Genomic DNA, 26919 nt, shown 5'->3' with positions numbered 1-26919 from the left:
TGCCTCCGCTCCGGACGTCAGGCCCGGCAGAGTACTTCGCCGTGCGGGACCATGAACCAGGCGTCGTCCTCGCCGCCCCACTCCCGCCACGCGTCGGCGATCGCTGCCAGCTGCTCCAAAGTGGCATGGCCGCCGTCGACCGCGAGCTTCGCGTACACCGACGCAGTCGTACGGTCCGCCCACAGTCCGCTCCACCAGGCGCGCTCCTCGGGTGTGGCGAAACACCACGTGGCGGCCGTGGCGGTGATGTCGGTGAAGCCCGCGGCGCGTGCCCAGGACAGCAGTCTGCGACCGGCGTCCGGCTCACCGCCGTTGGCGCGCGCCACCCGCTGGTACAGGCTCTGCCACCCGTCCAGGGCCGGGACTTCGGGGAACCAGGTGAAGGCGCCGTAGTCGCTGTCGCGTGCCGCGACGATGCCGCCGGGCCGACAGACCCGCCGCATCTCCCGCAGCGCCCGCACCGGATCGCCGACGTGCTGCAGCACCTGGTGGGCGTGGACGACATCGAAGGAGTTGTCGGGGAAGTCCAGTGCGTGGACATCGGCGACCGCGAAGCGGACATGGTCGAGGCCGCGTCCGACGGCGGTCTCACGTGCCTGGTGCAGTACGTCCTGGGCGGCGTCGACCGCCGTCACCCGCCCCGGCGCGACCAACTCGGCCAGATCGGCGGTGATGGTGCCGGGTCCGCAGCCCACGTCCAACAGATCCAGGCCCGGGCGGAGTTCACCGATGAGATAGGCCGCGGAGTTGGCGGCGGTCCGCCAGCGGTGCGAGCGCAGCACCGACTCGTGGTGCCCATGGGTGTAGACGGCGGTCTCCTTCGACATGGCCGAACTCCTTCTCCTGAGGCGAGTACGGCCACGGTACGCCGTGATTCCATATAGCAAGACCCCAATCTTGCTATATGGACAGCTGGCAACGGCCGGAGCCATCGCGGGACCTCCCCCGTCAGAGCAGGGCCTGCGGACGGTAGACCGTGAGCACTTGAACGGCCTTGTCCACCAGCAACTCCCTCGGGGCTTCGGTCACTTCACCGTCGTACGCCATCGGGGTCCCCGGTGCCAGCCCGCCGATCCGCAGCTGCCGCAACTGCTGTGCCGCGTGCACCGGCGAGCGGCTCAGCGGCCCTGCGAGAGCCGCGGCCAACAACCGCAGCCCCGGCCACCTGCCGCCGTGCACCACCCGGACATCCAGCAGGCCGTCCGCCAGATCCTGGCGATGGCCGGGCGTCGGCCCCACCCGCTGGTAGATGCCGTTCCCGGCGAACAGCAGCCACATGGGGCGGCGTCGGCCCTGGACCTCGGCCTCCAGCGGGTGTTCGCCGCGCAACACCAGCGCCGCCGCCAGTACACCGGCCGGCCACCCGCCGATGCGCGGCGACCAGCGTTCGCGGATCCGCACCAGCTCCGGATAGACGCCCAGGCTGAAGGTGTTGAGGAAGAAGCCCGGCTTCTTGTCGCCTGCCGGTCCCGGTGTGAAGCGCCCCAGATCGACCCGGACGGCCTCGCCGCCGACGAGGGCCCGGCAGGTGTCATCGACCGACTCGATGCCCAGGTCGTACGCGAAGTGATTGAACGTGCCGCCGGGGAAGACGGCGAGCGGGATGCCGTGCGCGACGGCGACGGCAGCCGCCCGGTTGATCGTTCCGTCTCCGCCGAGGATGCCCAGCGCCTGGCCGCGGGCAGCCGCCTTCTCCAGCTCCGCCGACAGCTCGTCCGGAGCGCACTCCACCACTTCCGCGAGCGGCAGCGCCCGACGCACCAGAGCGGCGGAGTCCGCCGAGCCGGCCTCCCGGTTGACCACGACCACGAGATCCTGGCCGCCGGGCAGGGCGGGTGCTGAGGCATGCGGCCGGCCCGGCGCGGGCAGCTGCGACCTGGTCGGCACGACCCCGCGTACCGCGAATGCCGCGCCCACGCCCAGCGCCGCGCCCACCAGCACATCGCTCGGATAGTGCACGCCCGTGTAGACGCGTGAGAAGGCGACCGAGGCGGCCACCGGTGCGACGATCGCACCCCAGGTCTTCGATTCCAGCGCGACACCGGTCGCGAAAGCCGCCGCCGACGCGGCGTGCCCGGAAGGGAAGGACGTTGTGAACGGCTGCCGCTTCAGCCGCCGTATCACCGGCACCGTGTCGAGCAGTGGCCGCGCCCTGCGCACCGAGCGCTTGCCAATGGTGTTGATGGTGGCGGAGGCAAGTGCGAGGGACGCGACACCGCGTGCGGCGGCCCGGCGCGAGCGCACCCCGCGCCCCAGCGCCACCATCCCGGCGGCCATGCCGAACCACAGCAGCCCGTGGTTGGCGCTGTGGCTGAGCCGCGGCAGCACCGGCTCCGCGCCGGGCCATCGCCGGGCGGCGACGGTGTGCAGGATCTGTCGGTCCCAGCCACTGAGCAGCGCCGCGACCCGTGCGCGGACCTGCGGATTTCCCTGTGCGTAAGCGTCTGACATGCATCGCGGGTACCCCGTGGACCCGGCGGCCACTCGGGGCGGGGACCAAACGGGGGCCTTCGGCCGCAGCAGCGCCCGGGCCGGGGGAGAAGGGGCTGTCTCCCCGCCCGCCGGTCGCGAACCCCGCTGCTCCCGCGCGGCGGGCTCACCCAAACCTCCGTATAAAGGGCTCGTGGGCCGGGCGGAGGTTCCGGGATCCGAGCAGCGGAGGTGACGGCATGCAGCGGACCGCTCCGGAAGGCCGCGGCCCCGTCCGTTACGGTCCGCCCGCGCCCGAGCCGGGACTGCCCGTGCTGCCCGAGCTCGCCACCGTGCTCGCGTCGGCCGCGGGCCGTGCCCACGGTGAGCCGCCCGGCGGCGGTTTCGAGCTGCGCGAGGCGGCCTGCGGCTACTGGTGGCGGCGTGGTCTGCGCAGCCGGCCCGACGAGGTGGCCGCCGCGTCCGGCCCGCAGCCGCTGCTGTTCGCGCTGATCGGTGCGTACGGCGGAGATGTGCTGATGCCCCGTCCGTGCCCCGCCTGGTGGACTCCGCAGGCGCGGCTGCTGGGGCGGCCCGCCTACCATGTGCCGACCCCGGCGGAGTGCGGTGGTGTGCCGGATCCGTTCGCGCTCCTCGAGACGGTACGCAGAGTGCGCGCCGAGGGCGGTGTGCCCCGGCTGCTGCTGCTCTCCGTCGTCGACGACCCCACCGCGACCGTCGCGCCGCCCGAGACCGTGAGCGAGGCCTGTGAGGCCGCGGTCGGCGAGGGGCTGCACATCATCAGCGACGAGACCTGGCGGGACACGTTGCACCGGCCGCAGGAGACGGTGCTGCTCAGCCCGGCCGAGATGTTCCCCGAGCACGTGACCGTCATCAGCGATCTGGCCGGCGCGCTCACTCCCGCCTCCTGGCCGGTCGCCGTCGCCCGATTCCCGTCCACCGAGCGAGGGACCGTCCGCCGCGCGAGGACGCTCGACATCCTCACCGCCCTCGGCGCGGTGGTGTCGGCACCCGTCGCGGCCGCCGCCGCCCACGCACTCGGCGAGCCCGGACCGGTCACGGCCAGGACGGATCAGGCCGCCGAGCTGCACGCGCGCGTGGCGGCCGCGGCGCACCACGCGGTGCTCGCCGCCGGCGCGCTGGCCCGACCGCCGCAGGCGGGCCGCCATCTGTATGCCGACCTCGGACCGCTGCGCGCCCGTCTCGCCGAACGTGGCGTGAGCGACTCCATGGAGCTCGAGGAGTATCTGACCGACCGCCTCGGGACCCCCGTGCCCGGCGGCCACCGGTTCGGCGACGAGCTGGGCGCGCTGCGCGTACGGCTGGCCACCGGGCCGTTGCTGGGAGCGACTCCCGAGCAGCGCCTGGAATCTCTCACCTCTCCGGCACCTCTGGAATTGCCGCATATGGCCGAGGCGTTGAGGATTTTTGGAACGGCCTTCGACGAACTGCGTTGAACGGAGCCCCGGATGACGGAACAGACGGAGCAGGCGGAGCACTCGGGACAGGCAGGCCAGACAGGGCACGCAGGGCAAGCGGGAGCGGCGGGTACGGCGGGTACGGCGGGTACGGCGGGTACGGCGGGTACAGAAGAAGCTGCGGGTACAGAAGAAGCGGCGGGCGTGGCGGGAGCGCCGGGTGCGGCGGGACGCACCGCAGCCCCGCGCCCCTCCCATGGCACCGCCGGAGGTGTACGGCCCCGCCCCCTCACCCGCCCCCTCGGCGAGATCCGCCACTGGCCCCGATCCTTCGCCGATCGCCTCACCGCTCCGCTCCCCGGCGTACGCGCCATGGCCCGGCTCGCCAGGGAGGGCGCCGTACGCCCCGGCCCCGACGGGCTCCAGGACATTCCGCTGCTGCCGTTCGCGCCGGAACCGCTGCCCGCAGTGGACACCGCGACCGTCGCCGTCACCTGGGCGGGACACGCCAGTTGGGTGCTGAGCATCGGCGGGCTCACCGTGCTCACCGACCCCGTCTGGTCGCGCCGGATCCTCGGCACTCCGGTCCGGATCACCCCCATCGGGGTGCGCTGGGAGGATGTGCCGCCCGTCGACGCCGTGGTCATCAGCCACAACCACTTCGACCATCTGGACGCCCCCACCCTGAAAAGACTTCCGCGCCGCACCCCGCTCTTCGTCCCGGCCGGCCTCGGACGCTGGTTCCGGCGCCGCCGCTTCACCCGGGTGACGGAACTCGACTGGTGGGAGGGCGCTGAGTTCAAAGGTGTCCGCTTCGACTTCGTACCGGCCCACCACTGGTCCAAGCGCACCCTCACCGACACCTGCCGCTCCCTGTGGGGCGGCTGGGTGCTGGCGGACCAGCACGGCCAGTCGGTGTACTTCGCGGGCGACACCGGCTACGGCCACTGGTTCAAGGAGATCGGCCTCCGTCACCCGGACCTCGATCTGGCGCTGCTGCCGATCGGCGCCTACGACCCGCGCTGGTGGCTGAGTGACGTACACACCGATCCGGAGGAGGCCGTGCGCGCGTTCGAGGACCTCGGCGCGCGGAACATGGCACCGATGCACTGGGCGACGTTCGTGCTCTCCGCGGAGCCGGTTCTTGAGCCGCTCACCCGAGTGCGTGCCGCTTGGGAACGCACCGGCCGCCCGCGCGGACAACTGTGGGACCTGCCGGTCGGCGGCTCACGCGTGCTGACCGGATGAGCCGGGTGAATCGGATGGGCCGGGTGAATCCTGGCCTGGTGAATCGTGGCCTGGTGAATCGTGGCCTGGTGAATCGGATGGGCCCGGTGAATCGGACGAGCCGGACCGCGGCGCCCGCCGCACCCAGCGCCAGAGCGCCGGCGCCCCGCTGATCGCCACCGTCAGCGCCACCGCGACGACCACGCCCTTCCACGGCTCGTCGAAGAGCGAACCGCCCAGGATCCCGATCAGCTGATACGTCGCCGCCCAGGCAAGACACGCAGGGATGTCCCCGCGCACGAAGCGGCGCAGCGGCATCCCGCTGAGCAGACACGCCAGCATCACCGGTATCCGCCCTGCGGGCACCAGCCGGGAGAGCACCAGCACCATCACCCCGTGCTCGTCCAGCTTGCGCCGCGCCTGCTCGATACGGTCGGGCGCGGCGCGGTCGCGCAGCGCCGCCAGCCAGCGCGAACCGTTCCTGGACCGGGTCCCGCGCTGCCCGAGCCAGTACAGCCCGACATCCCCGAGGAACGCGGCGGACGACGCCACCAGGAAGACGAACAGCAGCGAAAGCGGAGTCGTCTGATGGAAGGCCACCACCGTGGCCGAACTCACCACCGCTCCCGTCGGCACCACCGGCACCAGCGCACCCAGCGCCACCAGCAGAAACAGCGACGGATAGCCGACTGCCTGCTGTGTCGACTCCGGTGGCAGTCTCCCCACCACCTCCGAGAGCTGCCCGAGGGTTCGCGACAACTCCGAGCTCACCGGGCGGCCTCCGGTCTGACCCGCTCGCCGTGCCCCAGCAGATGCACCGCCACCTGCGGAGCCAGCCGCGCCGCCCTCCGTACGAACTCCTCGCCCGGCGCGTAGAACTCATGAGGCCGGATCCCGTCCATCCCGATCGGCCAGTAGGTGCCGAAGTGCACCGGCACGGCCGCGCGCGGTGCGAGCTCGGCGAGCGCCTGCGCGGCCCGGGCCGCGTCCAGATGCCCATGCCCGAGATACGGCCCCCAGCCGCCGACCGGCAGCAGCGCCACATCGACCGGGCCGACCTCCTCGGCCATCGAGTCGAAGAGCCCGGTGTCCCCGGCGAAGTACGTACGCGTCTCACCGCTGATCACATAGCCGAGCGCGGGCGAACGGTGCGGCCCCAGCGGCAGCCGCCGCCCGTCGTGCAGCGCGGGCACGGCCCGCACCCGCAGCTCGTCGACGCTCACCTCGTCGCCGGGCGCCACCTCCGTGACCCGTAGCCCGGCCGCGCTCGCCAGCCGCTTCAGCCCGGGCACGGAGCGGCGCGCACCGCTCGGCAGCAGCAGCCGGGTACCGGGCGCGAGTCGAGCGAGCGACGGCAGATGGAGATGGTCGGCGTGCAGATGGGAGACGAGGACCGCCTCGGCGACCGCGGCCTCGGCCGGTGGCAGCTCACCGCGCCTTCGGCGCAGATGCGCGAGCCGTCGCACGAACAGCGGGTCGGTCAGCACCCGGACCCCGGAGTCCTCGATCGTGCAGGTGGCATGACCCCACCAGGTGACCTCCACCGGCACGCAGCGCCTCCTCGTTCCCGCTCCCTGCTCCCGCTCCCCGCTCCCGTACGAGCCTAGATGTCCCGCGGGCTGAGCGCGCCGGTGCGCGCCTCCTCGGGCGGGGGCGATCGGAGTAGGGTCGGCGGGACAGCGAGCACAGGGGGACGGCCATGGACGGCGTACGAGTGGCGGCGATCGCCAGCCTGACCCCTCTCGAGGAGCTGGACCGCGACCCTTTCCTGGTCGATACCCGCAGTCAGCACGCGATGTGCGCCCGCTGGGCGGCCGACAAGGGCTATGTCGTCACCCGTCACCTGCTCTTCTACGGTCTGCGGCCCGACCACAGTGGACTCTGGTCCGACGTCGAGGCGGGTCAGGTGGACCTCTTCGTCGCCCCCAACGAGCGTGTGCTGTCGAGGGCGTTGACGTCCGTGCCCGACTTCTTCGCCGAATGCGGGCGCAGGGGCGTACGGCTGGAGACCGCGGGCCTGGACGAGCCCGCCTACGACGCGGCGATGAAGGCCAATGTCCACCGCAGGCTCTCGATGCCGACGGCCGGTTACGACGGCTGCTGACCGCGGCTCCCGCCCACCCGACCGCCCTGCCCACGGCCCGGCGGCGCTCCATCGGATCGCGTGCGCCGCTGTGCCACGCTGGAGATCTGCTCCACGGGTGAGGTGAAGGCGGCGTGGTCGAAGGGCGATGGCGTACGGCGGGCAGGGCCCTGCTGCGCGTGATCGTGGTGTGGGCGGTGTCCACGCTGACGATGCTCGCGCTCGCCGGGCTGCTGCCCGACTTCCAGCTCCAGTCCGACGACGGTGACAGCATCACCAGGACCGCGGTCACCGCCGCCTGGGGCGCGGGGGCCTTCGGTCTGCTGACCGCGCTGGTCTGGCCGGTCGTCGTACGGGCGCTGCTGCTCGTATCCGCCCTGGTACTCGGCCTGTTGGTCTTCTTCCTCAACGGTTCACTGCTGCTGATCGCCCTCTGGCTGATCCCCGACGGACGCGGCGCGGCCGACCTGGATACTGCCGTGGTCGTCGCCGCGGTGATGTCCGCCGTCGCATCGGCGACCTCCACCGCGCTCGCCGTCCGGGACGACGACGCCTACCGCCGCAGGCTCTCCCGGCTCGCCGACCGCCGTCGGCGAAGGCGCGGCGAGGACGGTGGCCGCGCGGGTACCCCCGGCACGGTTTTCCTGCAGCTCGACGGCGTCGGACACGAGGTGCTGCGGTGCGCGGCCAAGGACGGTGTGATGCCGACCGTCGCCGGCTGGATGGACGAGAGCCACCGGCTCACGCCCTGGCGCACCGACTGGTCCAGCCAGACCGGCGCCAGCCAGCTCGGCATCCTGCACGGTTCCAACCACGATGTGCCAGCCTTCCGCTGGTACGAGAAGGACAGCGGCCGGGTCATGGTCAGCAACCGGCCCGCGAGCGCCGCCGAACTGCAGCGCCGCGCCATCCAGCGCACCGGCGAAGGGGGGCTGCTCACCGTCGACGGCGCCAGCCGCGGCAATCTCTTCAGCGGCGGAGCCCAACAGGTCGCCCTCGTTCTGTCGGTGGCCGCCAGGCGCGGCCGGGCCACCCGCTCCCGGGCCGGCTACTTCGCATACTTCTCCGATCCCGCCAACGCCGTCCGTACTGCTATGTCCTTCGTCGCCGAAGTCGCCCGTGAGATCGGCCAGTCGACGCGGGCGCGGCTGCGCGGCGACCGGCCGCGAATCAAACGGGGCGGGCTCTACCCCCTCATCCGGGCGTTCGCGACCGTTGTCGAGAGGGATGTGGTGGTGGCCGCGGTGATAGGGGACATGCTCGCCGGACGTAACGCCGTCTACGCCGACCTCGTCGCCTACGACGAAGTGGCACACCACTCAGGACCGCACAGCCGGGACGCTTCGATGGTGCTCGAGCGCCTCGACCGTTCGCTCGCGATGATCGCCAAGGTTGCCGAACACACGCCGCGCGGCTATCGGATCGTGCTGCTGTCCGACCACGGCCATAGCCCGGGGGAGACCTTCGAGGGCGCGTACGGACTCTCCCTCAAGGACCTTGTGCGGGCCGGTTGCGGACTGCCGGTCTCGCGTCGGGCGGAACGCTCCAAGCGCGGCGCTGAGGCGCGCGACGCCGCCGGCGACGCCCTGCGCAGCGCGCTCCACCGGCGGGTGGCGGAGGAATCCGACGAACATCCGGCGCCCGGCCCGGATCCGATCGTGCTGGCCTCCGGGAATCTCGCGCTGATTTCCTTCCCCGATACGGCGGAACGCCTCAGCCGCGAGCAGATCGAGCACCGCCATCCCGCACTGCTCAGTACGCTCGCCAACCATCCCGGCATCGGTTTCCTGCTGGTACGCAGCGAGGAGCACGGCTCGGTGGTGCTCGGCCCCGGCGGTGTGGAGGTGCCGGTCTCCGAGCTGGCGGACAGCGGTCCGCTGGCCGTCTTCGGCAGGGGCGCGGCCGACGCCGTACGCCGCAGCGACTCCTTCCCGCATGTCGCCGACATCATGGTCAACTCGATGCACGACCCGGAGGCGGGCACGGTGCACGCCTTCGAGGAGCAGATCGGCTCGCACGGCGGGCTCGGCGGTGAACAGTCCCAGCCCTTCCTGCTGTCGCCGGTCGATCTGTCGGCGCCTGTCGCGGACGGCGCGGAACTGGTCGGCGCGGAACAGGTGCACCGGGTGCTGAGGCGCTGGCTGCGCGAGTGCGCGGGGCCGCAGGTGCCGATCGGTGCTGCTGAGGCTTCCCCGCCGGACCGAGCAGCCTGAGCCGGGGGCGGGAGGGTCAGGAGGTCCAGGGAGCAGGAGGACCCGGGGCCAGGAGGACCAGGGGTTTTCCTTCCGTGGGGCCAGGTATCCCGGATACGTTGAGGCGACGGATGATCCGGCTGACCAGGGAGTACCTGTTGCGTGCTGTGGTGTTCGAAGAGTTCGGCAAGCCGCTCGAGGTACGGGAGGTTCCCGACCCCGAACCGCCCCACGACGGCGCGGTCATCCGGGTCGAGGCGACGGGTCTCTGCCGCAGCGACTGGCACGGCTGGATGGGCCACGACTCCGACGTCACCCTCCCGCACGTACCCGGTCATGAACTGGCCGGCGTGATCGAGTCGGTCGCCGCGGACGTCGTCAACTGGCGGCCCGGCGACCGGGTCACGGTGCCCTTCATCTGCGCCTGCGGCCGATGCGCCGCCTGCGCGCGCGGCGCCCAGCAGGTGTGCGAGCGCCAGGAGCAGCCCGGATTCACCCACTGGGGTTCCTTCGCCGAGTACGTCCCGGTGCACCACGCCGACACCAACCTGGTGGCCCTTCCCGAGACGATGTCGTTCGTCACGGCCGCGAGCCTGGGCTGCCGGTTCGCCACCGCCTTCCGCGCCGTGGTCGGACAGGGCAGGGTGCGGCCGGGGGAGTGGGTGGCGGTGCACGGCTGCGGCGGAGTGGGCCTGTCCGCGGTGATGATCGCCGCGGCGTGCGGGGCCGGAGTCGTCGCCGTCGATGTCTCGCCCGGCGCGCTGGAGCTGGCCAGGACGTTCGGCGCGACCGTGTGCGTGGACGCCTCCACCCTGACCGGTAGCGTCGCCGATGCGGTCCACGAGGCGACCGGCGGCGGCGCCCATCTCTCGCTCGACGCCCTGGGCGCGCCGGTGACCTGCGTGAACTCTGTACAGAGCCTGCGCCGCCAGGGCCGGCATGTGCAGGTCGGACTCCTGCCCGACGGCGTACACATGCCGATGGACCGGGTCGTTCCGCTGGAGCTGGAGATCCTCGGCAGCCATGGAATGGCCGCGCATGCCTACCCGGAGATGATGGCGATGGTTGCTTCCGGCGCACTGCGACCGGATCTGCTGGTGACGACGGAGATCGGCCTCGACGAGGCACCGGCGGCGGTCGTTGCTCTGGGCGGCGCGTCCGGAACGGGCGTCACGGTGATCACACCGCACGCCTCCGTGAATTCGGCGTAATACGCGTACCCCGGTAGAGCGGATCTCGCCCCTGCCGGGGAAGAACGGGGCGGTTCCTGGGAAGTGGAGGCATGTCCAGGAGGTCGTGCCTCATGCAGCAGCCCACGCCCGTTGCCGCGTCCCGCCGTGCCGCCCTGCTGCTGGTGCTGTTCCTGGCCCTGCTGAGCGTGATCCAGTCCTCCGCCGCTCCGGCCGGGGCCATGGAGATCGTGGCCTCGGCACCTGCCGAGCCCGTGGGAGAGAGCCACCAGGACGAGGCCGACACGGAACAGTCGGCGCCGGGCCGCCGGGCCTTCCGCCCGGCGCCGCCGGCCGCGCCGGAGACCCGGCTCCGGCAGCGTCCTGGGACCGTCGGCCCCGCCCCGTACCGTCCCCGCACATGCCGGTCGACGGAACCGCCGCTTCCTCCGCGCACCGCGCGCTGTGTGGTCCTGCGCTGCTGAGAGCCCGGTCTTCGCCGAGCCCCCATCAGCCACAGCACACCGTGAGGTGCACAGCCATGCCCATCGACCCCTTCGCAGCACTCAACGCCATGCTCCGCGCCGAAGCCGCTCGCTCCACCGAACCGGAGGAGCACGGACGCTCCGCCAAGACCGAGCCCGACGATCCCGAGGACCCGTTCGACGCCGGCCGCCCGTCGGCCGACGCCGACGGCGCTGTCTGACGCCTCTGCCCACGAGCCCACACGTCAACAGGTCGGCTGCCGAGTGGGATCGGCGGCCGACCTGTTGGCTCTGGAGGCGTAAAAATAGTAGCCATGTACATAGTATCTATGTACTGTATTACCTATGAGCGATGCTGCATCCGAAAGCCCGACGCCCGGCTTCCTGGTCTGGCGCCTGTCGATGAAATGGCGGGTGGCTGTCGACCGGGCCGTCGCGCCGCTGGGTCTGACGCATGCGCAGTACTCACTGCTGGCGTCACTGCTCGGCATGCAGCGGTCCGGGCTGCGGCCCAGTCAGCGCCAACTCGCCGACCACACCGGCCTCGAAGCGCTCTACGTCTCCAAGCTGGCCCGCGCCCTGGAGGCCGTCGGCCTCATCGAGCGCGCCCCGGACCCCGCCGACACTCGGGCGGTCCGGCTGTCGCTCACCCCCCATGGGCGCGAGGTCACCCGACGCGCCATCACCGTCGTCCACCAGCTCCTCGACCAACTCATGGCGCCCCTGGGCGGGCTGGACGGCCGGCGTGCCGAAGTCTTCTCCCGCGAACTCGCGATCCTGCTCGACACACCACTCGACTTCCCCACCGAGGAGTAGCCATGTCCACCGCCCCGACCCTCAACGGCCAGGTCATAGGCCAGGCCCACTACGCCACCCGGGCCGTCCTGGAGCGCCTGGTGGCCGGCACCGGCGCCACGTTCCACCAGGTGGTGGCGCTCAACGCCACCGCGGACAGCGGCGCGGCCATGGACCGCGACCGGCTCGTCCTCCGGATGACAAGCACCTTGAAGATCGACGAATCGACGGCGCTGGCGGCGATCGCCGACCTGACGGCCTCGAAGCTGGTGGAGACGCTGCCGGGCGAGGAGTCCCGTATCCGGCTCACGGACGCGGGCCGGGCACTGCAGGACCGGATCAGCACCGCCACCGCCGGGATCACCGAGCGGCTGTACGGCGGCCTCCCGGCCGAAGACCTGGCGGCGGCGAGCCGCGTACTGACCGCGGTCACCGCCCGGGCCAACGCCGAACTGGACGGCGCCCGGCCTCCGTCGGCCTGACCCCCGCTCGCCGGCAACGCACCCGGTCAGGAAACCAGGAGCGCGCGCCCGATCTGAGCCCCGCCGCACCAGCGCGCGCCCTTGGCAGCGGATACGGCCAGTCGCATGCTGGACCGGCAGCGGCAGCGGCAGCGGCGGTTGGCTGGGGGCGGGGCCTCACTGTGCAGCCACAGGATCAACACTGCGTGTCAGCATCGACCAGCAGCCGCCCCACGCGGTACCGGAGCGGCGGGAATGAGGAGCGTTGCCCACAACCTCTACCAGCACCCAAGTCTCTGAGTCCCAGCTGGCACATCAGCTGAATGAACTGGGGATCCAGCGCGGCGGCACCGTGATGGTCCACGCAGCCCTGAGCGCCGTCGGAAGAGTGAACGGTGGTCCGGCCATGGTTCTCCGCTCGCTGCGCCGCGTGCTCGGGCCTGACGGCACGGTTGTGGTTCCGACGTTCACATCCGACAACTCGGATTCGTCGAGCGCTCACTTGGAACGCGTCCGTGGACTTGGCGAAGAAGCCCGGGCGGCTGTGCGGGACAGCCTGCCGCCCTTCGATCCGGCGAGTACACCGTCAACAGGAATGGGGATCCTTGCCGAGACAGTCCGACGGCACCCGGACTCCTTGCGCAGTGCACACCCACAAACCTCATTTGCCGCGCTGGGGCCCAAGGCTGAGGACGTCATCGCCGATCACCGCCCCGACTGCCATCTGGGAGAGGATTCGCCTCTCGCCCGGCTGTACGAAATGAGGGCGGGAATCCTGCTGATGGGCGTTGGATTTGACCGGTGCACCGCCTTCCATCTCGGTGAGTACCGCGTCAGTTCTCCCCCGCGTCGCACCTACCGGTGTGTGATCCGCGTGGACGGCCAACGTCAGTGGTGGGCTTACGACGATGTCGCCTTGGACGACAGCGACTTTGGCGTACTGGGAGAACAGTTCGAACGCGCGGAGATCCCCGGTGCCGTGCGCAGTAGCAGCGTGGGCGCGGCCACATGCAGACTCGTGCAGTTCGTCGACGCCGTCGACTACGCCAAGACGTGGATTCCTGGCCACCGGCCCATCGCCTGAAACGACGCCTGAGCACGCCTCCCGAGGGCGCCGCCCGCACCGGGGCATTACCTCGCACGTAATCGACCGCCCCCGCGCTGCCCGGCAGTCTTGCGGTACCGGAACTCGGGCGGCGCACTCCGTCCGAGCTCCGGGCCCCCGACCGGCCCGTACGACCTCGATGGAGGCTGATCCGCCATGTCCGCCACTCTGCTCGCCGGTATCTCCCGCACCACCGAGCCGCAGGCGATGCTGCGCCGGTTTCTTGCTCTCGACGCCGTCGTCACCGGTGTCAACGGACTGGCCTACGTCGCGGCCTCAGGGCCCCTCGGCCGGCTGCTCGGCGTCGAATCCGCCCTCCTCCTCGAACTGGGCGTCTTCCTCACTGTGTTCGCCGCGGGCGTCGGCTCTCTCGCTTCGCGCCGGCAGCCGCCGCGGTTGCCCGTGATGTTCGTCATCGACGCCAATCTGCTGTGGGCCGTACTCGGCGTCGCGGCCCTCGCGCTCTGGTTCGAGCCGACCACCGCCGGTGCCGTCTGGATACCCATGCAGGCGATCACCGTCGCCGGTTTCGCCGCGCTCCAGTGGTCCGCGCTGCGCGCCACCACTACGGCGTGAGCGACTGCAGGTACTTGACCGTCGCCGGGTCGGCCGGGAGGAACGTCTCGATGGCGAGCTCGGCGACGGTCACATCCATCGGCGTGTTGAAGGTGGAGATGGACGACACGAAGGACAGCACCCGGCCCTCGTGCTCGATCTGCAGCGGAAGTGCGAAGTGCGAGTGCGGCGCCGGGTCCGCCACGTCGCCGAGGCTGCCGCCGGTCTCCGGGAGCGGATACGCGGCGACCTCGTCGTACAACTTGCGCAACGGCTCGGAGCGGGCCAGGGCGATCTGGCGTTCCATCTGGGCCAGCAGATGACCGCGCCACTCCCGCAGATTGCGGATCCGCGGGGCCAGTCCCTCGGGGTGCAGCGTGATCCGCATGGCGTTGAGAGGCGGCGTCAGCAGGTGCTCCGGCAGGCCCTCCAGCAGCATCGCGATACCGCGGTTCGCGGCGACCACGGTGTACGTGCCGTCGACGACGACGGCCGGATACGGCTCGTAGCCGTGCAGCAGCCGCTCCATGCCCTCGCGCAGTGACCCCATCGCCGGATCGTCGAGGGCCGTCTCGGCGTACCGCGGCGCGTAACCGGCCGCCAGTAGCAGCGCATTGCGCTCCCGTACGGGGACCTCGAGGTGCTCCGCGAGGCGCAGGATCATGTCCTCGCTCGGGCGGGAGCGGCCCGTCTCGATGAAGCTGATGTGGCGGGCCGAGGAGTCGGCGCGCAGGGCCAGCTCCAGCTGGCTGACCCGGCGCCGCTCGCGCCAGCCGCGCAGCAGCGGGCCTACTCCAGAGCTGGGCGCGACAGTTGTCATACCCAGACCGTAATACGGCCTGTCCGCGTGGTGCGGCCTCGGTCATGCGCCTCGCGGCCGGCGGGCCCGCTCGCGCAAGCAGAAGCCCCAGCCGGAGCGGGGGTCTCCGGCCGGGGCAGCTCAGGGGTGGGTGTGCATGGCGGTCGCCTCTCGGCGAAACGCTTCACAGGGCTTCAGCCGAACGATCGTCCCTGCGAGCAAAAGGTGAGGCCCGGGGACACTGTCCCATCCACACCCACATGTAGATGAACGGTAAACCATCACTGGCTGTTCCGTCGCACCGCCCCCATCTGCTGTGATGTGTGTAACCCCCGGTTACTGGCCGCCGCCCCGCGGAACCACCGTGGCGAGCACCGACGGCAGCGGATACCAGTCGGCCGAGACCACGCTCGCATGGCGGCCCGCCAGCAGCCCGACGCGGTCCCGGGCCTGCGTCTCGGTCGGATTCGTGCCGTCGATCGCGGGCGCCACACTGTGCGCGGACGTCATGACGACCAGGTAGTGGTTCCGGTCGTACCAGGCGGTGTCGACCGAGCCGCCCGCATACGTACCGGCGTCCCCGTCGAAGAGGACGAACCAGGGGCGGATGCCGGCGTCGGCGTACCGGGTGCGGGGGTCGCCGGCGGCCGCGCCGTGGACCGCCGGGAACGCGGCCGCCTCGCGCAGCCGGCCCGCAGCCGCGAGATCCCGCAGATGGCTGGCGTACTCGCGGTCGGTCCACAGCGAGTCGGCGGGGTTGCCCTCCTCGACCGTGCCCGGGATGAGCTCGATGACGAACTTGCCGGCGAGCGCCGAGCGGGCGGGCCAGCCGTCCGTCCGTACCGCCGTGTCGAGCTCAGGGCGGCCGCCCGCCAGGTCGGCCGGGCGGAACAGGGCGTCACCGAGCCGCGCGGAGAGCAGCGCGTCGAGCGCCGCGGGGCCGCGGCCGTTGTTGTTCTGGAAGCCGTCCTTCATCTCGATCTTGATCAGAATCGGACGATGGCCGGGGTGGGCGTTGTGCCACGCCTTCATGTCCGCGAGACAGCCGCCGAGGTCCTGGTTCCTGGCCTTGGTGCGCAGCTCCGCCGCGGTCGCCGCGTTCACGCAGTTGTTGTTGTTGCCTATGGGATTGCTGTGCGAAACCCGCCACGATCTGCCGAACACATTGGTCCACACATCGAGTTCGAGCATCCCGGCGCCGGAGTCGAGCGCATCCGCGAAGTACGGGTACTTCGCCTTCTCGTACGCGTTGTGCACGCCGACCCAGGTGGCGGAGGAGTAGGGCAGCTGCCCCGGGTCCGCCGACCGGGGCGTGGACGCCTCCGCCGGGGCGAGTGCGACGGCGAGCAGCCCGGCCGCGACTGTGGTCGTGGCGGCCGCGCGTGAGAGCTTCCCCATGGGTTCCCTGCCTTCAGGTCGATTGCATCGGTTCGATCAAATCGACGGAAGGCTATGGGAGTTGTGTTAACCGTGGGGAGACTGGACCCGGCCGTTACCGCTTTTGCAGAAACTCGTCCAGAATCCCCGGTGCCGCTGTCGCCGCGAAGGCGGGTGCCTCGTCTGCGGCGAAGTCCCGCACCCGGTAACCGTGTTCGCCCGCGGCCACCGCCGCGGTGAGCGTGACGAGCCCGGCCCGCCGGGCGAAGGGCGAGCTGGAGAAGGTCCACGCCGCGATCGCGTCACGTTCCAGAGCGAGCGTGTCGCGGCTGAACGTACCCGCCCGGACAAGGAGATGAGGGCCGTTCAGCGCGTGACCGAGACTGCGGTACGCGTCCCGGGCGAGCAGCCACACCACCGGCGTCGCGACCAGCGCGAAGATCCATGCGCAGTGCAGCAGGACAGTCGTCAGCAGCGCCCCGAGAACGAGCAGCGTGGCCGTCACCGGGAGTACGAAGAAGAGGAGGCCGCGCATCATCCGGCGTCGTAGAGCCACCCGTGGATGCGCGGTCAACGGCACGGATTCGAAGGGGTGTCGGGTCGCACGGAGCGCGCCCGCGGTGACGCGCAGCGCCTCGTCGCGCGGTGCGGGCGGGAGGAGGGCGCTGCGCTTTCGGGCCTCCTCCCGGTCGCCGAGCCCGCCGGCGACCACCATGGCGGTCGCCCCGCCGGCGGCCCGCAGCAGCAGCGGCTCACGGAGCAGTACGCCGTGGAGCCGGGCCCGTTCGACGGTCACCGCCCGGGTGGTCAGCAGCCCGCGCCGCACGGTCAGGGTGCGCGCATCGGTCCATACGGCGGAGAACCCCCACCAGTTCTCGACATAGAGCGCGAGCGCGCCGATCGAACCGAGGACGATCACGGCGAACAGGGCGCACGGGACCGTCAGCCACAGTGCACTGTTGCCGAACTCCGTGAACGCGTCCTGGATGAAGCCCACCCGCCACAGCTCGATGCCCATGCCGTCGAAGACGCGGTAGACGGTGCCGAAGGCGATGCCCACACCGCCGACCACCCAGAAGGTGAGCGGCGCATAGCGCAGCCAGCGCCGGTCGATCCGGGCGAGCACCGGGTCATCGGCGAGCGCGCGAACGTCGGCGCGCGCGAGCAGGGCGGTACGCAGCCGGTGCGCGTCGGGGACCGTCAACGCGTCGAGCGCGATCTCGCCGCGGCCGTCGCCCGAGGTGGTGGCGCCTGCCCGGACGACGGTGAGACCGAGCAGCCGGTGGAGCGGCGTGGCGGTCAGATCTACGCTGCGGATGCGGTGCAACGGGACGGTGCGCAGCCGCCTGTTCAGCACCCCGCTCCGTAGTGCGAAGGAGTCGGCGGTGACCTGATAGTGCGTACGGGACCAGCGGATCAGGCCGATGACGGTGATGACGGTGAACGAGGCGGCGACAGCGGCGAGGGTGATCCAGCCGCTCGCCGGGATCCGGCCGCCGGTGGCGAGCGCGGTCAGCGCGAGCGAGCCGAGCGGCGGGGCCAGCCAGCCGCAGTGCACAAGAAGGGTGCGCGGGGCGGGCCGGTGCCAGGCGGCGGCAGGCCTGGTGGGAGTGGTCATGCCGCGTCTCCCGGCACGGCCTGGGCGGCCTCCCCGATACGCCGGGCCAGCTCCTCGGCATCGGCGTCGGACAGCCCCGCGATCTTGATGTTGCCCGCGGTGGAGGCGGTGGTGACGGTGAGCGTCGCGAGCCCGTACCGCCGCTGGACCGGGCCGCGCAGCGTGTCCACGGTCTGCACCCGGGAGAGCGGAGCGATCCTGCGCTGCTGCCAGAACCAGCCGCCGGCCGCGTAGACGGAGTGGGTGCCGAGCTCCCAGGCGTGCACCGCGTACCGGCGGCGCGGCATGAGGACCAGATAGCCGAGTGCCGGCGCGACGAGTGTGACCAGCAGGAGGGGGGCGAGCCAGGGGAGCGCGCCGGCGAAGAAGAGAGCGGAGAGCAGAGCGAGCGTGAGGGCCGTCAGCAGCATCGGCCCGCTCACGGAGAGGAGCGCCTGGACGGTCCACCAGCGCCGGGCTCGGGGGTCCACCCGGTGACGGGGCGGCCGCAGGTGCGGGGCGGCGTGGAGGGACATGGGAGGCGTCACCGCTTTTCAAGTCAACTGTATTGGATGGCGATACGTTACAACGGTACAAGTGACTTGTAAAAGGGAGTGAGGCTGCCGGTGCCGAAGAAGGTGGACCATGAGGCCAGACGTCTGGAGATCGCCGAGGCGCTCTGGCGCATCGCGAGCACGCGGGGGCTGGACGGGGTGAGCCTGCGGGATGTGGCGGCGGAGGCGGACATCTCGCTCGGCAGGCTGCAGCACTACTTCCGTACCAAGGACGAGATGCTGGTCTTCGCGCTGCGGCACATCAATGTGCTTGCCGACCGGCGGATCCGGGAGCGCATCGACGCGGTCGTGGCGGACCTGGACGAGGAGCCTCCGCCGCGGACGGTGCTGCGCGAGTGCCTGGCGGGGATGCTGCCGCTGGACGAGAAGAGCCGGGTGGGGACGTTGGTGGGAGCGGCGTACTTTGCTCGCGCCGTGCATGACGAGCGCCTGCGGGCGGAGGCGCGGGAGGGCATCCCCAAGCTGGCGGAGTTCTTCGCAGGCCTGTTGCGGCGGGCGATGGAACGGGGCGAGGTGTCGGCGGACCGTGACCCGGACGACGAGGCGATGCTGCTGATCAGCCTGGTGGACGGGCTGACGGCGTACACACTGCTGGAGGTGCACACGCCGGAGCGGGCGCTGAGTCTGCTGGACCTGCACGTGGCGCGGCTGTTCGGGATATAGGGGAGTCACCCGGGCTTAGTTGCTCGGTCATGTGGCTGGGGTGGGCCGGGGACGTTGGTGGAGTCGCCCGGTCATGTGGCCAGCGTGGGCCGGGGGCGTTCGTGGTTGCTGTCCGGTGGGTGGTTTCCTCAGTTGCTCGGTCATGTGGTGAGCGTGGGCCGGGGGCGTTCGTGGTTGCTGTCCGGTGGGTGGTTTCCACCGGCGAACCGCTGTACCCCCGCGGCGAGCGGTCTTGTCTCGTTCGGGTGGGGAGGGGCCGTGCACTGTCGTTTCCACCGGCGAACCGCCTGAGCCCCCGGCGAGCGGTCTTGTCTCGTACACGTGGGGAGGGGCCGTGCAGGGTCGGCCCCGCAGGGGATTGGCGGCAAGACCGGGGTCACGAGACAAGCCCCTGTACGCCGCCGACCCCGAGGAGTCGAGCCCGGAGGGGCACCGGAGCCCGCGCCGGACAAGACCGGACGACCCTGGGCCCGGGCAACAAGACCCCGCCCCCCGCCGGAGGCAACCCGCGCCGGACAAGACCGGAGGACCCCAGGCCCGGGCCACAAGCACCCGCACCCCCGCCGGAGGCGCCCCGTCGCGCCGCACGGCACCATGGGCACCATGCTGCTGGCCCGACTCGCCGATATGTCTCAACAGGTCGCCGCCACCTCCGCGCGCTCGCGCAAGATCGGCGCGCTCGCCGAGCTGTTCGCCGATACCCGCCCCGCCGACGTCGCCCTCGTCATCTCGTATCTCGCCGGACGCGTCCCCCAAGGCCGCATCGGCATCGGCTGGAGCGTCCTCAAGGACCCCCCACCGCCCGTCGGCACCCCGAGCCTCACCGTCTCCGACACCGACGCCGCCCTCACCCGCCTCGCCGGCGTCACCGGCCCCGGCACCCAGGCCGAGCGCAAACGCCTCGTGCGCGAGCTCATGGCCGCCGCCACCGCCGAGGAGCAGCAGTTCCTGATGCGGCTGCTCTTGGGCGAAGTACGCCAGGGCGCGCTGGACGCGATCGCCCTGGAGGCCGTCGCCAAGGCCGCGGACGCGCCGGCCGGTGACGTACGCCGCGCCGTGATGCTGGACGGTTCCCTGCCGCGCGTCGCCCGCGCGCTGCTCGCCGACGGGCCGGTCGCGCTCGAACAGTTCCGGCTGCACGTGGGCAGTCCCGTGCAGCCGATGCTCGCCCATACCGCGAAGTCGGTGACCGAAGCGGTCCAGGCGCTGGAAGTCGCGTGCGCCGTCGAGGAGAAGCTCGACGGCATCCGCGTCCAGGTGCACCGCAGCGGCGAGGACATCCGCATCTACACAAGGTCCCTCGACGACATCACCGACCGTCTCCCCGAAGTCACCGCCGCGGCAAGCGAGATGACAGGTGATCGCTTCATCCTCGACGGCGAGGTGATCGCCCTCGACGACGCCGGAAGGCCCGTCCCCTTCCAGGACATCGCGTCCCGCGTCGGCTCCCGCGTCGACGTGGACGCGGCCCGCGCCACGCTGCCCCTGTCACCCGTCTTCTTCGACGTCCTCGCCGCCGACGGCGAGCCGACCCTCGACCTCCCGGGCAGTGACCGGCACGCCGTCCTCGCCCGCCTCGTCCCCGAACCGATGCGGGTCCGCCGTACCGTCGTCGAAGATCCCGCATCCGCCCAACAGGTCGCCGCCGCCGAGGAGTTCTTCGCCGACACCCTGCGCCGCGGCCACGAGGGGGTCCTGGTCAAAGCCCTCGACGCGCCGTACGTCGCCGGCCGCCGCGGTCGCTCCTGGCTCAAGGTCAAACCCGTCCACACGCTCGACCTCGTCGTCCTGGCCGCCGAATGGGGCCACGGCAGACGTACCGGACTCCTCTCCAACCTGCACCTCGGCGCACGCACCGCCGACGGTACGTATGTGATGCTCGGCAAGACCTTCAAGGGCCTCACCGACGAGATGCTGGGCTGGCAGACGGAGCGGCTGCGCGAACTGGCAACCGGAGACGACGGGTTCACGGTGACGGTCCGTCCGGAACTCGTCGTCGAGATCGCCTACGACGGAGTGCAGCGCTCCCCGCGCTACCCGGCCGGTGTCACCCTGCGCTTCGCACGCGTCCTGCGTCACCGCCCCGACAAGCCGGCCGAGCAGGCCGACACCATCGACCAGGTCCTGGATTCGCGCGGCTGAACCCGGTCAGCGCAGCCCCATCACCTTTTCGGCAAAGGCCGTCAGATTGTCGACCGTACGGGTGATCCGCTCCTCGAGCGTGAGCGTCTCCTCGTGCAGTCCGCCGCGCAGCTTGGGCTGCTTCCTGCCGCGGATGTACAGCGAGCAGGCGAGATCGGCGCAGAGATACGTGCCCAGGGTGTTCCCTTCCCGTCCCGCGGCCCCGGCCAGCGGGGCGGCGAACAGGGTCACCCCGGACGAGGCATGCCCCGTGAAGCAGGCCTGGCACATGCTGGACTTGACGGCACTGGTCCGTCTGGTGGAAGGCACCCGTAGGGTGACGCCCACCGGGCGGCCCTCCCGTGGCAGCACGAAATGTGCGCGCAGCGGCGCACCCGGGTCGGTCCAGCCGAGGAAGTCGAGGTCGTCCCAAGGGAGTTCGCCGAAGTCGGCGGGCAGCTTCATACGCGTGGCCTCGCCCTTCGTGCAGTTGACGAAGGATCCGCGTATCTGCTTTTCGGTCAGTGGTTCCACCGCTGGAACGTACACATAGCGCGTTTGAGCGGGCATCCCATTTATGGTGGCCGAAACCGCTGCCGCTTCCTGAGCCGCCTTCTGAAGGGATCCCGGTCATGCCCACAGAGCCGCTGTCACAGAAGGAGATCGAGGACCGCCTGCGGGAGCTCCCCGGCTGGACCTTGGAGGGCGACCGGATCGCCCGCGCCTACCGCCTCTCCACGCACTTCGCGGCGACCGCGATGGTCGTGCACATCGCACAGATCCAGGATGAGCTGAACCATCACTCGGATCTCACCCTGGGCTACAACACGCTGGCCCTGTCGGTGAACAGCCACGACGCGGGCGGCGCGGTCACCGAGAAGGACTTCGAGCTCGCCCAGCGGGTGGAGGAGATCGCCGCGGGGCACGGCGCGAGCTGACGGCCGTCACGCGGCCCAGGACGCGGGGCGCGACAGCTCCATCACCCAGTTCGTCACCCACGTCCGCTCGCCGTCGACGGAGAACGCCTGCTCCCAGCGGGCCGCCGATTCGCTGATGCCCGACCAGACGAAGCGGACCCTGACGTCCTTGCCGTCGTGGGTGTCGTCCCCGTAGAACTCGCCTCGCCCGTCCGTGCCGAACCGGCCGACCACGGGCGGGAAGAGTACGCCGACGCGGTCGTTCGACCAGTACAGGGACCACTCCTCGCGCTCGGCGTCGTACAGCCGCAGCGTCAGGCCGCTGAAGCCCATCGTCGGGAACTTGATCTCGTCGAAGTTCGCCCGGCCGCCGAAGTGGCGCGACGCGCGGCTCACGGCCGGGAACTTCTCCCACGTGCTCGCCTCGTCGAGGAAGTCCGCACGCCGACGGTTGGCGACCGCCCACTCGCCGTGCAGGAAGTCGAAGTCGTGGGTGGTGCTCATGAGCGGTCTCCTGTGGTGCCGTCGGGAAGGGAGTCGGTGAGGTAGGCGTCCAGGTCGGGACGGTCCGGGGCGAGCATGTGGCGTACCCAGGCGTCCCGTTCGTGCTGGATCGGCGGCAGCTCCCAGACACAGCCGATCCAGGATCTGTCGAGCCTGACGAAATGCGTCGGATCGCTGTCCGGGCAGTCCAGGACCGGCTGGCCCGCGGCCGCGGCGCCGAAGTGCAGGACGTTGTCCCACACCCAGTTGTACGCGTTGAGGTACGCGCCGTCGTCCCCTCCCCTGTGGAGGACGACGAATGTGGCCGGCGGGGTGCCGTCCGGATCCGGCAGCAGCTCGGGAAGGATCGCGTACGCGGCCTTCTCCACCGCGGGATCGATTCCGTCCGGGTCGCCGGTGACGTGGTAGCGCTTGATGTGACGGCCGCCGACCTCGATCGGCGGCGGCGACCACAGCCGTTTCTCTGCGAAGGTCATGCCAGGACGCTAAGCCCGCTTCACTGACATCCTGTGTCAGTGAAGTCCAGCCGTCTTGTGTCGATCCTGCTGCTGCTCCAGACCCGGGGCCGACTGACAGCCGCCCAGCTCGCGCAGGAGCTCGAAGTATCGGTACGCACCGTCTACCGGGACGTCGAGGCGCTGCACGCGGCCGGTGTGCCGCTGTACGGGGACGCGGGCCACGCGGGCGGCTACCAGTTGCTCGCCGGCTACCGCACCCGGCTGACCGGGCTCTCCGCCGGAGAGGCGGAGGCGCTGTTCCTCTCCGGGATCCCCGGGCCCGCCGCCGAACTCGGGCTCGGCTCGGCCCTCGCCGCCGCCCAGCTCAAGCTGCGTGCGGCAGTCCCCGCCGAGCTGCGTGACCAGGCCGACCGGATGCGCTCGCGGTTCCACCTGGACGCGCCCGGCTGGTACGCGCCGGACGAGGAGGTTCCGTATCTGACGGCCGTCGCGGACGCGGTGTGGCACAGCAGGGTGCTCCACGTCCGCTATCGCCGATGGAAGGAGCCGACCGATGTGGACCGGCGTCTCGAGCCGTACGGACTGGTGCTCAAGGCGGGCCGCTGGTACGTCGTCGCGGGACCGGGACCACGTACGTACCGGGTCGACCAGATCCTTGAAATCGTCTCGGAGGAAGGGGAGTTGGCGGAAGAGTTCGAGCCGCTCGAGGACTTCGACCTGGCCGCGTACTGGCAGCGCTACCAGGCTGACTTCCACGCCCGCCTCTACGGGGGCGAGGCGCTGGTCCGGCTCTCGCCGCGCGCCGCGGCCCGCCTGAAGGGACCGGCCGCCCGCGCCCTCGCCGACAGCGGCACGGTGGAACCGGACGGCTGGACCCGCGCGCTGCTCCCGATCGAGTCCACCGACCACGCGCATGGCGACTTTCTCGCCATGGGCGCGGAGATCGAGGTCCTTGGACCACCCGAACTCCGCGCCCGTATGGCCGCGACGGCCGACGCGCTGGCGGCGACGTACGCCTCCGGCTGATCCTCGGCGGACACTCGCCGACAGCCGACAGCCGACAGCCGACAGCCGACAGCCGGCGGTCGCCGGGAGCAGACCGTCATCGATCCGGACCGTGCCGCCGCAGGTCACGCACTCCAGGCACCCGCCCGTGCCGCGTCCCGCGCGAACGCCGCGAAGGCCTTCGGCTCGCGGCCGAGCAGCTGCCGCACATCGTTCGTCAGCGACGCGTTGTGCCCGTCGAGCAGCATCGTGAAAAGGTCCGCCAGCCACTGCGACTCCGGCTCCGGGAACCCGAACTGCTGGAGCATCTCCGCGTACTGCGCGCCGGACACCGGCACGTACCGCACCTCCCGGCCCGTGGCCCGGCCGATCTCCGCCGCCACCTCCTCGAAGGTGACCAGCCGCGGACCCGTCACCTCGTGCACGAGCCCGGCATGGCCCTCCTCGGTGAGCACCGTGACCACCACGTCCGCCAGGTCGTCCGCGTCGATGAACGGCTCAGCCGTCGCACCCGCGGGGAAGGGGATCTCACCCGCCACCACCCCCTCGTACATCGGGCCCTCGCTGAAGTTCTGTGCGAAGAAACTGGACCGCACCACGGTCAGATCCATGCCGGACTCCCGCAGCGCGCCCTCGGCGACCACCGCGTCCGGCTCGCCGCGGCCGGAGAGCAGCACCAGCCGCCGCACTCCGCTCTCCGCCGCCACCCGTCCGAAGGCCCGCATCACCTCGGGCGCCCCAGGAGCCGCCAGATCCGGGTAGTACGCGACATACGCCGCGTCCGCGCCGTCCAGCGCCGGCGCCCAGCTGGACTCGTCCTCCCAGTCGAACCGCACCTCCCCCTTGCGCGAGCCCGCCCGCACATCCACTCCGCGCGCCGCGAGCCGCTCCGCCACCCGGCGGCCCGTCTTGCCCGAGGCCGCCGTCACCAACACCGTCTCCTGCTTCAGGTTCTCTGCCATGCGTCAAGGTTCGCGGTCCGCGTTTGGACTCTCCATGCTCCAGAGGCTCAATGCCATATGCGTGCGTCTACGCTGTGAGCCATGGACGCTCTTGCCGGACTTCTGGACGGACCGCGCGCCAGGGGAGCCTTTCTGCTCCGCATGGTGATGGAGCCGCCATGGTCCGTACGGATCGAGGATCACGCGCCGCTCAGCCTGCTCTGCATGACCGCGGGCGAGGCCTGGATCATTCCGGACACCGGTGACCCGGTGCTGCTGCGCCCCGGCGACGTCGCGATCGCCCGCGGCCCGGATGCGTACACCACGGCGGATCAACTCACCCGCGAGCCAACGGCGTTGATCGGGCCCGGCGGCACCTGCCACACCCTGCAGGGCGAACCGCTCGCGCAGTCCATGCATTTGGGCGTACGGAGCTGGGGCAACGACCCCGAAGGATCGGCCACCATGCTGGTCGGGACGTACCAGATGAAGGGCGAGGTCAGTGGGCGGCTGCTGGACGCGCTGCCCATGCTGCTTCATCTGCCCGCCGAGGTCTGGAACTGCCCGCTGATGCCGGTGCTCGACGACGAGATCTCCCGCGACGAGCCGGGCCAGAGCGTGGTGCTCGACCGGATCCTGGATCTGGTGCTGATCGCTGTGGTGCGCTCCTGGTTCTCACGCCCGGACGCCGAGGCTCCCGCCTGGTACCTGGCCATGGGCGACCCGGTGGTCGGCCGCGCGCTGCGGCTGCTGCAGGACGATCCCGCGCACCCCTGGACCGTCGCCTCACTGGCCGCGAAGTGCGGGGTCTCCAGGGCCGGACTGGCGCGCCGTTTCCACGAGTTGGTGGGGGAGCCCCCGATGGCGTACCTCACGGACTGGCGGCTCGCGCTCGCTGCCGATCTGCTGCGGGAGACGGACGCTACGGTGGAGGCGGTCGCCAGGAAGGTCGGCTACAGCGGTTCGTTCGCACTGAGCGCGGCCTTCAAACGGGTACGCGGCATCAGCCCGCTGGAGCACCGTACGGGAACCGTTCTGCCGGAACGGAAACAACGCTCGCCGTGACGGCACCGGCGGCGCGATATCGGCATCGGCCGACCGGGCCCGGAGAGAACCCGGACGACCCACAGGGGCTGCGGCACCGCCCGGACGCGTACTGCTCACGGCGCGCACGGTGCACACCGCTCGCCGGGGCTGAATCAGCGGCAGGATGGCCTCATGGCCAAGCAGACCAGTCAGTCCACGAGGTCCACATCAACGCTGTCACTCTGGTCGAAGGACTCCGTGCTGTCGATCGGCTCGGTGGGGTCAGTGCTCTCCATCGGTTCCGTCGGGTCGGTACTTTCGGTCGGCTCGGTCGGCAGCACCCTGTCGGTCGGCTCGATCGGGTCCGCCCAGTCGCTGCTCTCGGCGGGTTCGTGGCTGAGCACAGGGTCGCTGCTGTCCGCGCAGTCGAAGTCGTCAGTGCTCTCCTGGCGCTCCTCCCGCGGCTTCCTGGCCGCGGGCGCGATCGGCGCGGGCGGTGTCGGATTGGCCGCATGCGCCGTCGGGGCGGCCGTGCTGCTGCTCAGGAAATGACACGCTCCAACTGCCACCACTGCCCCGGTGAGTCGGTGTCCTCCCACTGCTGCACATTCGCGCCGTCGTCCGTACTGCCGTCGGCGACTTCGAGCAGCAGCGCGCTGATGAAGCTGACGATGGTGACCGTGCCCGGCGCGTCCAGGTGCTGCTCGATGATCCACTCCTGGGCGCCGAAGTTGTTGGCCTTCCATTGCTGGATGTTGGCGCCGTTCTCGGTCGAGGCGTTCGCGACGTCGAGCCGTTTGCCGCTGGCGGCGTTCACGAAGTGGTAGAGCCCGCTGCCATTGGGCACCGGGTCGATCTGCCACTGCTGGGCCGGAGCCCCGGTCTCCTTGCCCTGCTGGACATTGGCGCCGCTGCCCCTGGCTCCGCCGTACACCTCGAGCAGCAGTCCGCTGGCGACATTGCGCACCAGGTAGAGACCGGGCGTCATCTTCGTAGACATGGGCCGATTGTGGACC

30 protein-coding genes are annotated in these 26919 nt (G+C 71.1%); 17 read left to right on the top strand and 13 right to left on the bottom strand.

The features are described 5' to 3' along the window. Positions 1–17: 17 nt before the first annotated feature. Positions 18–827 carry a class I SAM-dependent methyltransferase gene (locus ACFYXH_RS29390; protein WP_389569051.1) on the bottom strand — a complete coding sequence of 270 codons (810 nt, stop codon included), beginning with the start codon at positions 825–827 and terminating at the stop codon, positions 18–20. Positions 828–948: 121 nt separating this feature from the next. Further along, a complete protein-coding gene (locus ACFYXH_RS29385) occupies positions 949–2451 on the bottom strand; it encodes a bifunctional phosphatase PAP2/diacylglycerol kinase family protein (RefSeq protein ID WP_389569047.1) in 1503 nt (500 codons plus the stop codon). A gap of 218 nt (positions 2452–2669) precedes the next feature. On the opposite strand from ACFYXH_RS29385, the gene ACFYXH_RS29380 reads away from it, so the two are divergent. Together ACFYXH_RS29380 and ACFYXH_RS29375 are read left to right on the top strand one after the other, a co-directional pair. Continuing rightward, a complete protein-coding gene (locus tag ACFYXH_RS29380; protein ID WP_389569043.1) occupies positions 2670–3887 on the top strand; it encodes an aminotransferase class I/II-fold pyridoxal phosphate-dependent enzyme in 1218 nt (405 codons plus the stop codon). Between the two features lie 12 nt (positions 3888–3899). Next, complete coding sequence (locus ACFYXH_RS29375; RefSeq protein ID WP_389569040.1) at positions 3900–5096, top strand: MBL fold metallo-hydrolase; 1197 nt, start codon at positions 3900–3902, stop codon at positions 5094–5096. On the opposite strand, the gene ACFYXH_RS29370 is transcribed toward ACFYXH_RS29375, so the two are convergent. Next, positions 5076–5846 carry a DedA family protein gene (locus ACFYXH_RS29370; protein ID WP_389569038.1) on the bottom strand — a complete coding sequence of 257 codons (771 nt, stop codon included), beginning with the start codon at positions 5844–5846 and terminating at the stop codon, positions 5076–5078. The genes ACFYXH_RS29375 and ACFYXH_RS29370 overlap by 21 nt on opposite strands. Continuing rightward, entirely contained in the window at positions 5843–6625 is a 783-nt protein-coding gene (locus tag ACFYXH_RS29365) for an MBL fold metallo-hydrolase (RefSeq protein ID WP_389569036.1), read from the bottom strand. The genes ACFYXH_RS29370 and ACFYXH_RS29365 overlap by 4 nt, the downstream gene beginning before the upstream one ends. A 149-nt stretch (positions 6626–6774) precedes the next feature. Between ACFYXH_RS29365 and ACFYXH_RS29360 the strand changes: the two genes are divergently transcribed. The 9 genes from ACFYXH_RS29360 to ACFYXH_RS29320 all read left to right on the top strand — a co-directional run bounded on the left by ACFYXH_RS29360 (position 6775) and on the right by ACFYXH_RS29320 (position 13941). Next, positions 6775–7179 (top strand): hypothetical protein, encoded by a 405-nt coding sequence (locus ACFYXH_RS29360; protein ID WP_389569033.1) that lies wholly within the window; start codon positions 6775–6777, stop codon positions 7177–7179. A gap of 113 nt (positions 7180–7292) precedes the next feature. Then, entirely contained in the window at positions 7293–9371 is a 2079-nt protein-coding gene (locus tag ACFYXH_RS29355) for a phage holin family protein (RefSeq protein ID WP_389569030.1), read from the top strand. A gap of 137 nt (positions 9372–9508) precedes the next feature. Beyond that, the gene (locus tag ACFYXH_RS29350; RefSeq protein WP_389569319.1) at positions 9509–10561 is read left to right on the top strand and encodes a zinc-dependent alcohol dehydrogenase family protein; all 1053 of its coding nucleotides are present in this window, start codon (positions 9509–9511) and stop codon (positions 10559–10561) included. A 92-nt stretch (positions 10562–10653) separates the two neighbouring features. After that, the gene (locus ACFYXH_RS29345; RefSeq protein WP_389569028.1) at positions 10654–11004 is read left to right on the top strand and encodes a hypothetical protein; all 351 of its coding nucleotides are present in this window, start codon (positions 10654–10656) and stop codon (positions 11002–11004) included. A gap of 56 nt (positions 11005–11060) precedes the next feature. Beyond that, on the top strand, positions 11061–11225 hold the full coding sequence (locus tag ACFYXH_RS29340) for a hypothetical protein (RefSeq protein WP_389569025.1): 165 nt from the start codon (positions 11061–11063) through the stop codon (positions 11223–11225). A 124-nt stretch (positions 11226–11349) separates the two neighbouring features. Then, entirely contained in the window at positions 11350–11820 is a 471-nt protein-coding gene (locus ACFYXH_RS29335; RefSeq protein WP_389569024.1) for a MarR family winged helix-turn-helix transcriptional regulator, read from the top strand. A gap of 2 nt (positions 11821–11822) precedes the next feature. Beyond that, positions 11823–12281, top strand: coding sequence for a hypothetical protein (locus ACFYXH_RS29330; protein WP_389569021.1), 459 nt, complete (start codon positions 11823–11825; stop codon positions 12279–12281). 244 nt (positions 12282–12525) lie between these two features. Continuing rightward, complete coding sequence (locus ACFYXH_RS29325; protein ID WP_389569019.1) at positions 12526–13344, top strand: aminoglycoside N(3)-acetyltransferase; 819 nt, start codon at positions 12526–12528, stop codon at positions 13342–13344. Positions 13345–13521: 177 nt separating this feature from the next. Further along, positions 13522–13941 carry a hypothetical protein gene (locus tag ACFYXH_RS29320; RefSeq protein ID WP_389569016.1) on the top strand — a complete coding sequence of 140 codons (420 nt, stop codon included), beginning with the start codon at positions 13522–13524 and terminating at the stop codon, positions 13939–13941. On the opposite strand, the gene ACFYXH_RS29315 is transcribed toward ACFYXH_RS29320, so the two are convergent. The 4 genes from ACFYXH_RS29315 to ACFYXH_RS29300 form a co-directional block, all read right to left on the bottom strand. Next, a complete protein-coding gene (locus ACFYXH_RS29315; RefSeq protein ID WP_389569014.1) occupies positions 13931–14740 on the bottom strand; it encodes a helix-turn-helix domain-containing protein in 810 nt (269 codons plus the stop codon). The two genes, ACFYXH_RS29320 and ACFYXH_RS29315, sit on opposite strands and share 11 nt — an antisense overlap. Before the next feature lie 315 nt (positions 14741–15055). Then, the gene (locus ACFYXH_RS29310) at positions 15056–16117 is read right to left on the bottom strand and encodes a phosphatidylinositol-specific phospholipase C domain-containing protein (RefSeq protein ID WP_389569011.1); all 1062 of its coding nucleotides are present in this window, start codon (positions 16115–16117) and stop codon (positions 15056–15058) included. A gap of 94 nt (positions 16118–16211) precedes the next feature. Beyond that, positions 16212–17714, bottom strand: coding sequence for a PH domain-containing protein (locus tag ACFYXH_RS29305; RefSeq protein WP_389569008.1), 1503 nt, complete (start codon positions 17712–17714; stop codon positions 16212–16214). After that, the gene (locus tag ACFYXH_RS29300) at positions 17711–18229 is read right to left on the bottom strand and encodes a PH domain-containing protein (protein ID WP_389569007.1); all 519 of its coding nucleotides are present in this window, start codon (positions 18227–18229) and stop codon (positions 17711–17713) included. Before ACFYXH_RS29300 ends, ACFYXH_RS29305 begins: the two co-directional genes overlap by 4 nt. A gap of 90 nt (positions 18230–18319) precedes the next feature. On the opposite strand from ACFYXH_RS29300, the gene ACFYXH_RS29295 reads away from it, so the two are divergent. Then, entirely contained in the window at positions 18320–18931 is a 612-nt protein-coding gene (locus tag ACFYXH_RS29295; RefSeq protein WP_389569004.1) for a TetR/AcrR family transcriptional regulator, read from the top strand. A 603-nt stretch (positions 18932–19534) separates the two neighbouring features. Then, on the top strand, positions 19535–21073 hold the full coding sequence (locus tag ACFYXH_RS29290; protein WP_389569001.1) for an ATP-dependent DNA ligase: 1539 nt from the start codon (positions 19535–19537) through the stop codon (positions 21071–21073). Positions 21074–21079: 6 nt separating this feature from the next. Here the strand turns inward: ACFYXH_RS29290 and ACFYXH_RS29285 are convergent, their stop codons facing one another. Then, positions 21080–21586, bottom strand: a complete 507-nt coding sequence (locus ACFYXH_RS29285) for an FBP domain-containing protein (protein WP_327328550.1) — start codon at positions 21584–21586, stop codon at positions 21080–21082. 98 nt (positions 21587–21684) lie between these two features. Here ACFYXH_RS29285 and ACFYXH_RS29280 point away from each other — a divergent pair, with 98 nt between their 5' ends. Then, a complete protein-coding gene (locus ACFYXH_RS29280; protein ID WP_385309009.1) occupies positions 21685–21990 on the top strand; it encodes a 4a-hydroxytetrahydrobiopterin dehydratase in 306 nt (101 codons plus the stop codon). Positions 21991–21996: 6 nt separating this feature from the next. Here the strand turns inward: ACFYXH_RS29280 and ACFYXH_RS29275 are convergent, their stop codons facing one another. Next, entirely contained in the window at positions 21997–22473 is a 477-nt protein-coding gene (locus ACFYXH_RS29275) for a hypothetical protein (RefSeq protein ID WP_389568998.1), read from the bottom strand. Next, positions 22470–22949, bottom strand: a complete 480-nt coding sequence (locus tag ACFYXH_RS29270; protein ID WP_389568995.1) for a hypothetical protein — start codon at positions 22947–22949, stop codon at positions 22470–22472. Before ACFYXH_RS29270 ends, ACFYXH_RS29275 begins: the two co-directional genes overlap by 4 nt. 39 nt (positions 22950–22988) lie before the next feature. On the opposite strand from ACFYXH_RS29270, the gene ACFYXH_RS29265 reads away from it, so the two are divergent. Next, a complete protein-coding gene (locus ACFYXH_RS29265) occupies positions 22989–23957 on the top strand; it encodes a helix-turn-helix transcriptional regulator (protein ID WP_389568993.1) in 969 nt (322 codons plus the stop codon). A 104-nt stretch (positions 23958–24061) separates the two neighbouring features. Here the strand turns inward: ACFYXH_RS29265 and ACFYXH_RS29260 are convergent, their stop codons facing one another. Next, positions 24062–24898 (bottom strand): NAD(P)H-binding protein, encoded by an 837-nt coding sequence (locus ACFYXH_RS29260; RefSeq protein ID WP_389568990.1) that lies wholly within the window; start codon positions 24896–24898, stop codon positions 24062–24064. A gap of 81 nt (positions 24899–24979) precedes the next feature. Between ACFYXH_RS29260 and ACFYXH_RS29255 the strand changes: the two genes are divergently transcribed. Then, entirely contained in the window at positions 24980–25942 is a 963-nt protein-coding gene (locus ACFYXH_RS29255) for an AraC family transcriptional regulator (protein WP_389568987.1), read from the top strand. Positions 25943–26095: 153 nt separating this feature from the next. Continuing rightward, a complete protein-coding gene (locus tag ACFYXH_RS29250) occupies positions 26096–26455 on the top strand; it encodes a hypothetical protein (RefSeq protein ID WP_389568984.1) in 360 nt (119 codons plus the stop codon). Here ACFYXH_RS29250 and ACFYXH_RS29245 read toward each other — a convergent pair. After that, a complete protein-coding gene (locus ACFYXH_RS29245) occupies positions 26445–26903 on the bottom strand; it encodes an RICIN domain-containing protein (RefSeq protein WP_389568981.1) in 459 nt (152 codons plus the stop codon). The genes ACFYXH_RS29250 and ACFYXH_RS29245 overlap by 11 nt on opposite strands. Between the last annotated feature and the right edge of the window lie 16 nt (positions 26904–26919).

The sequence above is a fragment of the Streptomyces sp. NPDC002730 genome, from assembly GCF_042888805.1.
Classification (GTDB): Bacteria; Actinomycetota; Actinomycetes; order Streptomycetales; family Streptomycetaceae; genus Streptomyces.
This window is presented reverse-complemented; position numbering and strand designations above follow the sequence as displayed.

Bases quoted from the DNA above. Each gene is read 5' to 3' on its own strand.
- ACFYXH_RS29390 (WP_389569051.1), bottom strand. From the start codon at position 827: ATGTCGAAGGAGACCGCCGTCTACACCCATGGGCACCACGAGTCGGTG.
- ACFYXH_RS29385 (WP_389569047.1), bottom strand. From the start codon at position 2,451: ATGTCAGACGCTTACGCACAGGGAAATCCGCAGGTCCGCGCACGGGTC.
- ACFYXH_RS29380 (WP_389569043.1), top strand. From the start codon at position 2,670: ATGCAGCGGACCGCTCCGGAAGGCCGCGGCCCCGTCCGTTACGGTCCG.
- ACFYXH_RS29375 (WP_389569040.1), top strand. From the start codon at position 3,900: ATGACGGAACAGACGGAGCAGGCGGAGCACTCGGGACAGGCAGGCCAG.
- ACFYXH_RS29360 (WP_389569033.1), top strand. From the start codon at position 6,775: ATGGACGGCGTACGAGTGGCGGCGATCGCCAGCCTGACCCCTCTCGAG.
- ACFYXH_RS29345 (WP_389569028.1), top strand. From the start codon at position 10,654: ATGCAGCAGCCCACGCCCGTTGCCGCGTCCCGCCGTGCCGCCCTGCTG.
- ACFYXH_RS29340 (WP_389569025.1), top strand. From the start codon at position 11,061: ATGCCCATCGACCCCTTCGCAGCACTCAACGCCATGCTCCGCGCCGAA.
- ACFYXH_RS29335 (WP_389569024.1), top strand. From the start codon at position 11,350: ATGAGCGATGCTGCATCCGAAAGCCCGACGCCCGGCTTCCTGGTCTGG.
- ACFYXH_RS29330 (WP_389569021.1), top strand. From the start codon at position 11,823: ATGTCCACCGCCCCGACCCTCAACGGCCAGGTCATAGGCCAGGCCCAC.
- ACFYXH_RS29320 (WP_389569016.1), top strand. From the start codon at position 13,522: ATGTCCGCCACTCTGCTCGCCGGTATCTCCCGCACCACCGAGCCGCAG.
- ACFYXH_RS29315 (WP_389569014.1), bottom strand. From the start codon at position 14,740: ATGACAACTGTCGCGCCCAGCTCTGGAGTAGGCCCGCTGCTGCGCGGC.
- ACFYXH_RS29310 (WP_389569011.1), bottom strand. From the start codon at position 16,117: ATGGGGAAGCTCTCACGCGCGGCCGCCACGACCACAGTCGCGGCCGGG.
- ACFYXH_RS29305 (WP_389569008.1), bottom strand. From the start codon at position 17,714: ATGACCACTCCCACCAGGCCTGCCGCCGCCTGGCACCGGCCCGCCCCG.
- ACFYXH_RS29300 (WP_389569007.1), bottom strand. From the start codon at position 18,229: ATGTCCCTCCACGCCGCCCCGCACCTGCGGCCGCCCCGTCACCGGGTG.
- ACFYXH_RS29290 (WP_389569001.1), top strand. From the start codon at position 19,535: ATGCTGCTGGCCCGACTCGCCGATATGTCTCAACAGGTCGCCGCCACC.
- ACFYXH_RS29280 (WP_385309009.1), top strand. From the start codon at position 21,685: ATGCCCACAGAGCCGCTGTCACAGAAGGAGATCGAGGACCGCCTGCGG.
- ACFYXH_RS29275 (WP_389568998.1), bottom strand. From the start codon at position 22,473: ATGAGCACCACCCACGACTTCGACTTCCTGCACGGCGAGTGGGCGGTC.
- ACFYXH_RS29270 (WP_389568995.1), bottom strand. From the start codon at position 22,949: ATGACCTTCGCAGAGAAACGGCTGTGGTCGCCGCCGCCGATCGAGGTC.
- ACFYXH_RS29260 (WP_389568990.1), bottom strand. From the start codon at position 24,898: ATGGCAGAGAACCTGAAGCAGGAGACGGTGTTGGTGACGGCGGCCTCG.
- ACFYXH_RS29255 (WP_389568987.1), top strand. From the start codon at position 24,980: ATGGACGCTCTTGCCGGACTTCTGGACGGACCGCGCGCCAGGGGAGCC.
- ACFYXH_RS29250 (WP_389568984.1), top strand. From the start codon at position 26,096: ATGGCCAAGCAGACCAGTCAGTCCACGAGGTCCACATCAACGCTGTCA.
- ACFYXH_RS29245 (WP_389568981.1), bottom strand. From the start codon at position 26,903: ATGTCTACGAAGATGACGCCCGGTCTCTACCTGGTGCGCAATGTCGCC.